6 protein-coding genes are annotated in these 6,946 nt (G+C 68.2%); all 6 read right to left on the minus strand.

Annotated features, from left to right (window positions below; translation table 11 throughout):
- Positions 1-143 precede the first annotated feature (143 nt).
- Positions 144-1,277: a glycosyltransferase family protein gene (locus ACNPM4_RS04845; protein ID WP_448984881.1), complete on the minus strand. Its 1,134-nt coding sequence runs from the start codon at positions 1,275-1,277 to the stop codon at positions 144-146.
- Positions 1,270-3,066: an ABC transporter ATP-binding protein gene (locus tag ACNPM4_RS04850; RefSeq protein ID WP_029262003.1), complete on the minus strand. Its 1,797-nt coding sequence runs from the start codon at positions 3,064-3,066 to the stop codon at positions 1,270-1,272. The genes ACNPM4_RS04845 and ACNPM4_RS04850 overlap by 8 nt, the downstream gene beginning before the upstream one ends.
- Positions 3,063-4,271 carry a glycosyltransferase gene (locus tag ACNPM4_RS04855; protein ID WP_448984882.1) on the minus strand — a complete coding sequence of 403 codons (1,209 nt, stop codon included), beginning with the start codon at positions 4,269-4,271 and terminating at the stop codon, positions 3,063-3,065. The genes ACNPM4_RS04850 and ACNPM4_RS04855 overlap by 4 nt, the downstream gene beginning before the upstream one ends.
- A gap of 49 nt (positions 4,272-4,320) precedes the next feature.
- Positions 4,321-5,307 (minus strand): Gfo/Idh/MocA family protein, encoded by a 987-nt coding sequence (locus ACNPM4_RS04860; RefSeq protein WP_197021044.1) that lies wholly within the window; start codon positions 5,305-5,307, stop codon positions 4,321-4,323.
- Positions 5,304-6,401 (minus strand): DegT/DnrJ/EryC1/StrS family aminotransferase, encoded by a 1,098-nt coding sequence (locus ACNPM4_RS04865; RefSeq protein ID WP_448984883.1) that lies wholly within the window; start codon positions 6,399-6,401, stop codon positions 5,304-5,306. The genes ACNPM4_RS04860 and ACNPM4_RS04865 overlap by 4 nt, the downstream gene beginning before the upstream one ends.
- On the minus strand, positions 6,398-6,946 hold a 549-nt coding region (locus ACNPM4_RS04870), incomplete at its 5' end, for an acyltransferase (RefSeq protein WP_448984884.1). The genes ACNPM4_RS04865 and ACNPM4_RS04870, both read right to left, overlap by 4 nt.

The raw sequence follows: 6,946 nt of genomic DNA on the forward strand, positions 1-6,946 counted from the left end.
GCGGCAGATCGGACGACGTGCTCAGATGCAGCACCGACACCTCGTGGGACCGCCGGAGAGTCTCGACGTCGCGTTGCACGAACACGCCGGTCTGCGGATTGTCGACGGTGGGGTACCACGGGGTGACGATGAGGATCCGCATCTCAGCTTCTCTCGCGCCCGGCGATCGCGTCGAGGTTGCGCCGCCAGACCTGGACCTGTTCCTGCGCACCCAACGCGTGGGCGCCCGCATGCGCGCGCTCCTTGTATCCGCGAACGTCTTCGACGGTCAGCGCATCGATCGTGCGTGTGAGGTCTGCCGCACCGAAGCCATCGGCGACCGCGCCGAAGCCGTACCGCTCCACGTACTCGCGCATCTCGGGCGAGGGACCGATCAGAACGCCGAGACGCGCCTGCACGTAGTCGAAGAGCTTGTTCGGCAGGGCCCACGTGTTGTTGAAGTTCGTCGGCGGAAGCAGATGGATGCCGACGTCGTAGGCATTGATCGTGCGGATCAGGTCCGCGTACGGCACGGGGTCGAGGATCCTCACCCGCGTGCTGCCGGCCGTGAGGGCGCGCAGCTCCTCGAGGTAGTCCGGGTGGTTGGGGGTCAGGTACAGATCCAAGGTCGCGTCCGCGCGCGACGCCTCGACCGCCTGGATCATCTCGTCGAGGTTGCGGTTGCGCAGGCACGCGCCGCTGTGCACCAGGCGCAAGGGCGCCTCGACCGGAGTCGGAGTCAGGTCCGCGAAGGGGGCGGCGTTCGTGACGAGCTCCGGCCGGAAACCGAACTCCTTCTCGTACTCGCGGATCAGGCCGTTGCTCACGGTCGTCCAGCTCGCGGCCTTCGACACATACGTCCGGCAGATCCACTCGTGATACGGCTTGATGCGCCGAGCCCATGCCGCGTGCTCCTCGTTCAGACGCGGGGTGTACTCGTGGAGATCGGCATGGATACCGAGGCGTGGCCGGAGCCACTGCGCGACACCGACCGCTTCGGGTTCGTTCGCGAGGATGATGTCGTACTCTCCGCGGGGCAGATGCTCGCGGACCCACTTGACCGCCGAGATGCGCCAGTAGACGGCGCGGTAGGCGTGGAGCGTGATCAGACGCCCGTTGTAGTCCTGGTAGTCGGCAGACCGCGGCACCTCCCAGTGGGCGGCCACCCCCTCGGGTGCGGGACCGTATCCGACCGTGGTGAGTTCGAAGTCGTCGCGGAAGGCGACGACCTGCTTGAGCACTCGCGCGTCGGAGACGATCGGCGAGAACGAGATCAGCAGCAGGCGCGGCTTAGTCATCCGACGGGTCTTTCGTCAGACCGGCCAGCGCGGCCTGATGGGCGAACTCGGGCTCCTGCGCGATGACCTCGGCGAAGGTGCCGCGAGCGCGGACCTCTCCTTCGCGCAGGAACCACACCTGATCCGAATGCCGGATCGTCGACAGCCGGTGCGCGACCGAGATCACGGTGATCTCTGCGCCGAGCGCATCGATGGAGGCCGTCACCGCGGCTTCCGTGCGCGTGTCGAGGGCGCTCGTGGCCTCGTCGAGGACGAGCACCAGCGGCTCCGCATAGAGGGCGCGCGCGATGCCGAGACGCTGGCGCTGGCCACCGGAGAGCTGCAGCCCTCGGTCGCCCACGCGTCCGTGGATGCCGTCCGCTCTGGCTTCGACGACGTCGAGCAGCTGCGCCTTGCGCAACGCTTCGCGCACGCGGGTCTCGTCGAAGTCATCCGTCCAGGTCAGGGCGACGTTCTGTGCGATCGTGGCGTCGAAGAGCGCCACGTCCTGCGGGACGTATCCCACGCGCCCGCGCCACGCAGCCATGACATCGGTGAGGTCCTGGTCCCCCAGCGCGATGTGTCCTGCCGTCGGGGTGAGGAGTCCGAGAAGCAGATCGACGAGTGTCGACTTCCCGGCCCCGGAGGCCCCGACGATCCCGACCCTGGTGCCGAACGGAATCGATCCGGTCACGTCGGCGAGGGCCGGCCGGGGCGCGTTGGGGAAGGTGAACCCCACCCCGTGGAAGTTCAGCTCGGTCGGAGTCCCGACGATGGGGTCGTGCCCGATGTGCTCGGAATTGTCGCGATAGCGCCGCGACGACTCGATGTCGCGCAGCACGGCCTCCACATGGGGGATGTTGGCGGTCATCATCGAGACGAGCGACTGGAATCCGGTCAGCGAGGGGACGAGACGGAACCCGGCGACGCCGAAGAGGGCGATGGCCGAGACGGCGGCCTCGAATCCCGAGAAGAGCATCGCCGCACCGCCGACGAGCAGGAAGCCGCCCACGATGCCGGCGTCCAGGACGAAGCGCGGCACCGAGGAGAGGAAGTTCAGATTCGCCCGCGCCTTGGCCGACACGCTGCGATCCGCCTGGACGACGCGAGCGACCTCATCGGACTTGTTGCGCAGCGTGATCTCCTTGAGGGCGGACACCATGTCCGTCATCAGCGCGGCGACCCGGAAAGAGTAGTCGCGGTTCACCCGCCCGGCCGTGACGGTGCGGCGCGAGAGCACCACGTACAGCAGCAGCGCGATGAGTCCGAGATAACAGACGGTCACGAGCGCGGTCAGCGGCTGCATGATCACGATGACCACCACCACGAGAAGCGACGTCGTGAGCAGAGCGGGCAGACTCATGAACGGCAGCAGGAAGCCCGACGTGACGTTGGCGATCCCGACGTCCGCGAGACGGACGAGATGCGTCGTGTTCCGCTGGAGCCTGTCGATCCACGGCGCGTGGATATAGCTCTGGAAGAGCTGATCGCCGATCTCGAGCTCGAAACTGGCGAGCCGTCTGGTCGCGAACCACTGCATGATCAGCGACGCCGTCGACTTCAGGATGATGAGTCCGGAGACGAACACGATGATCCAGATGTAGCCGTCGGGTCCGATGGCCCCGACCACCGGCAGCTGCACCGGAGTCCCGGCGAGCATGGACGAAAGGGAGACGGCGAGGATCATGAGCGCCGCGACATCGAGCGCGGCCAGCAGTGCGGAGAGCAGCACGAAGGTGTTGATGTAGCGACGAGCCGAGTCGGGGAGATTCGGCATGATGTCGCGATAGGTGGAGAAGATCGCTTTCATAGGACTTCCTCGCTCCAGGGAGCGGTCACGCCGAGGAAACCGGCGAGAGCGAGCGCCGAGCGCCGCCCGTCATGGACTCGGCGCACGAACGCGGGACCTCGTGCGGCGAGTGTACGGAAACTCTCGGGATCCGCGCAGATCTCGCGCAGGGCGTCTTCGAGCGTGTCGGGGTTCGCGAAGACGCACGGCGGAACAGCGCCGGCCTCCTCGGCCTCACTCACCGCGAGATCGGTGAGGTAGGTCACCACGACGCGCCCGGCCGCCATGGCCTCGACGGCCGCGACGCCGTAATTGCCCATGCGCAGGGCGTCGATGACGATGTCCGCCGAACGGTAGAGATCAGGCATCTCGTCCGCCGGCACCGCGTGCGCCTCCCGGTACTCGATCAGCCCTTCGGCCTCGAGGCGGGCAGCTGCTTCGCGCACGGCCGCCGTGCCTTTGACGATTCCGCTGCTGGGCACGTGCATGACGACCGGCTTCGCGCGGGTCATCGGAGGCTCGGTGCTCGCCCAGCGGTCGGGATCCACCACGACCGGGAGCCAGCTGGCGGGCGGCAGGTGCCGCGCCAGGGTGGCCGTCGAGTAGAACGTCGGCAGGGCCAGCGAAGACGCGAGTGCGCTGCGGACCTGAGCGCTCTGCTCCAGCAGGGGCGTCTGATCCCACTCGTCGCCGTGAAAGGGAGAGTAGGGGTTGTCGGAACGGTGCACGCTCGGGACCCGCACGTCGGTGCCGTGGGCGATCAGCCCCACCTGCAGGCCGGCGTCCCTCATCGCGGCGACCTCCTGCCGGACGTCACCGTCGAAGAGTTCACCGAAGATCGGACGGACCGCCTCCACGAGTACATGGGAGAAGCCGCGCACGACAGCGTCGAACTGCGCACGCTGCCACCGGCGGCTCTTCAGGAACACGGCCGTGGGCAGTGCGTAGTCGGCGGGGAAGCCGAAGTCGCCCGTCGGATTGCGATACTGCATGTTCACAGCGCCCACCCCGGGGAGGAGCTCGGCGGCTCGCGCCCACCGGAACGCCTGCCCCGCGAAGTTCACCGGCGCGATGTACAGCCGGACGTCACCGTCGGGCGCGACCACAGGCGCGGGGACGTCGGAGGCGTCGAAACCGTAGCGAGAACCGGCGATACGGAGCCGGACCCCTTCCGGAAGCGCGTCGAGGACACGGCCGGCGCTCCGACGCACGAAGGAACCGCTCATCGTGCCACCGAGTCGGAAGGCGTCTGGCCACACGGCATGGTTCGCCGACTCACAGCCTCACGGAGTCGCCGTCGCGCGCCGACTCGAGTGCGGCTTCGACGACCACCAGTGTGCGAAGGCCCTGCTCCATGGTGACGACGTCAGTCCGCTGGCCGAGGACGGCATCGCGGAACGCCTCGTGCTCGACGCGCAGCGGTTCCCGCTTCGCGAAGGCGAAACGGGTGACGTCCCCTTCGGAGACACCGCGGAACGAAGAGACGGACTCCCATTCCAGCGGAATCGTCCCGTTCGCGTAGAAAGTCAGGTCGCCGGTGGAGGTGTCGGCGAGGAACGCGCCCTTCTCTCCCGTCACGACCGTCAGCCGCTCCTTCATGGGGCTCAGCCAGTTCACGATGTTGTTGACGATGACGCCCGACGTCGTGCGTCCCGTGATGGTGATCATGTCCTCGTGCTCGCGGCCGCTCTTGAACGCCGTCTGCGCGAAGATGCGCTCGTAATCGCTCTGCACGACCCACGCCGTGAGGTCGACGTCGTGCGATGCCAGGTCCTTGGCGACCCCGACGTCGGCGATGCGCGAGGGGAACGGCCCCTGCCGGCGCGTGACGACCTGATACACGGCTCCGAGTTCGCCGGCTTCGATGCGGCGTCGCAGTTCCTGGACCGCGGGGTTGAAACGCTCTATGTGACCGACGGCTCCCACCAGACCGGCCGACGCGAATGCGTCGACCATGCGCTGGCCGGCCTCGACGCTGTGCGCGATCGGCTTCTCCACCAGGGTGTGCACACCCGCGGCTGCGAGCTTCAGGGCTGCGTCCTCATGGAATCGCGTCGGGACCGCGACCACGGCGATGTCGATGCCCGTGGCGATCAGTGCTTCGATGTCGGGGAGGATCTGGAGATCACCGGCGACGCCGTGCGGGTCGCCCCCGGGATCGGCGATCGCCACCAGTTCGACGCCGTCGATCTCCCGGAGGACGCGTGCATGATGACGCCCCATCATCCCCACGCCGAGCAGGCCTGCGCGCAGAGTCATCAGGCACCCGCCTTCGCGATCGCGTTGACGGCCGCGACGATGCGTTCGAGATCGTCCTGGGTCAGGGACGGGTGGACGGGCAGAGAGGCCACCTCGCGGGCGGCGCGCTCGGTCTCCGGCAGGTCGAGACCCGGGGCGAAGTGCGTCAGAGACGGCAGTCGGTGGTTCGGGATCGGGTAGTACACCCCGGCGCCGACGTTGTACTCGTTCTTGAGTGCGGCGACGAAGCCGTCGCGGTCCTCGGGTACGCGGATCGTGTACTGGTGGTAGACGTGCACGGCGCCGTCCGCGACCGGAGGCACGACGACGCCCTCGAGATTGGCGTCGAGGAATGCGGCGTTGGACTGCCGGGTCTTCGTCCAGGCATCGACCTTGGTGAGCTGCACGCGTCCGATCGCAGCGTGGATGTCCGTCATACGGGCGTTGAAGCCGATGACCTCGTTCTCGTACTGACGCTCCATGCCCTGGTTGCGCAGGAGCTTCACCTGGCGTGCGAGTTCGTCGGTCGCCGTGGTGACCATGCCCCCCTCGCCGCTGGTCATGTTCTTCGTCGGGTAGAGGCTGAACATGGCGAAGTCGCCGAACGAGCCCACCGGGCGTCCGTCGAGCGAGGCGCCGTGGGCCTGAGCCGCGTCCTCGTACAGCGCGATCCCGCGCTCGGCGGCGAGGGCCTCCAGCTCCCGCATGCGGGCCGGGTGGCCGTACAGGTGCACGGGGAGGATGCCCTTGGTCTTCGGTGTGATCGCGGCCGCGACCGCCTCGGGGTCGAGCGAGAACGTGTCGGGCTCGATGTCGACGAAGACCGGCGTACCACCGGTGAGGGCGACGGAGTTCCCCGTGGCCGCGAACGTGAACGACGGCACGATGACCTCGTCACCGGCACCGACGCCGGCCGCGAGCAGGCCGAGGTGCAGGCCCGCGGTGCCGGAGTTCACCGCGACGGAGGGGCGCCCGGGCACGAAATGCGCCGAGAACTCCTGCTCGAACGCCGCGACCTCGGGTCCCTGAGCGACCATGCCGCTGCGCAGGACGCGGTCGACGGCCTCCCGCTCTTCGTCGCCGATGATGGGCTTCGCGGGGGGAATGAACTCGCTCACACGGTCTCCTTGCTCAATGTGCCTTCTGATTCGATGTATCTGTCGCCGGTGCTCGGGCAGACCCAGATGTCCGCGTCGTCGGCGGGCTTCAGCGGGATCCCTGCTTCGCCCACCCATCCGATGCGCCGCGCCGGCACGCCGACGACGAGCGCGTATGCCGGGACATCCTTGACGACCACCGCACCGGCGGCGACCGTCGCCCAGGCACCGATCGTCACCGGAGCGACGCACGTCGCTCTGGCGCCGATGGACGCACCCGTCTCGATGGTCACGCCGACCGGCTCCCAGTCGTGGGCGCTCTTGATCGACCCGTCGGGGTTGATCGCCCGGGGGTAGGTGTCGTTGGTGAGCACCACGGCGGGCCCGATGAACACGCCGTCGCCGAGCTTCGCGGGTTCGTAGACGAGGGCGTAGTTCTGCACCTTGCAGTTGTCGCCCATCTCGACGCCGGTGCCGATGTAGGCGCCGCGTCCGACGATGCAGTTCTCCCCCATCCGCACGCCCTCGCGCACCTGCGCGAGGTGCCAGACGGCGGAGCCGTCGCC

The sequence above is a fragment of the Microbacterium umsixpiens genome (assembly GCF_053543675.1).

Bases quoted from the DNA above. Each gene is read 5' to 3' on its own strand.
- ACNPM4_RS04845 (WP_448984881.1), bottom strand. From the start codon at position 1,277: ATGACTAAGCCGCGCCTGCTGCTGATCTCGTTCTCGCCGATCGTCTCC.
- ACNPM4_RS04850 (WP_029262003.1), bottom strand. From the start codon at position 3,066: ATGAAAGCGATCTTCTCCACCTATCGCGACATCATGCCGAATCTCCCC.
- ACNPM4_RS04855 (WP_448984882.1), bottom strand. From the start codon at position 4,271: ATGAGCGGTTCCTTCGTGCGTCGGAGCGCCGGCCGTGTCCTCGACGCG.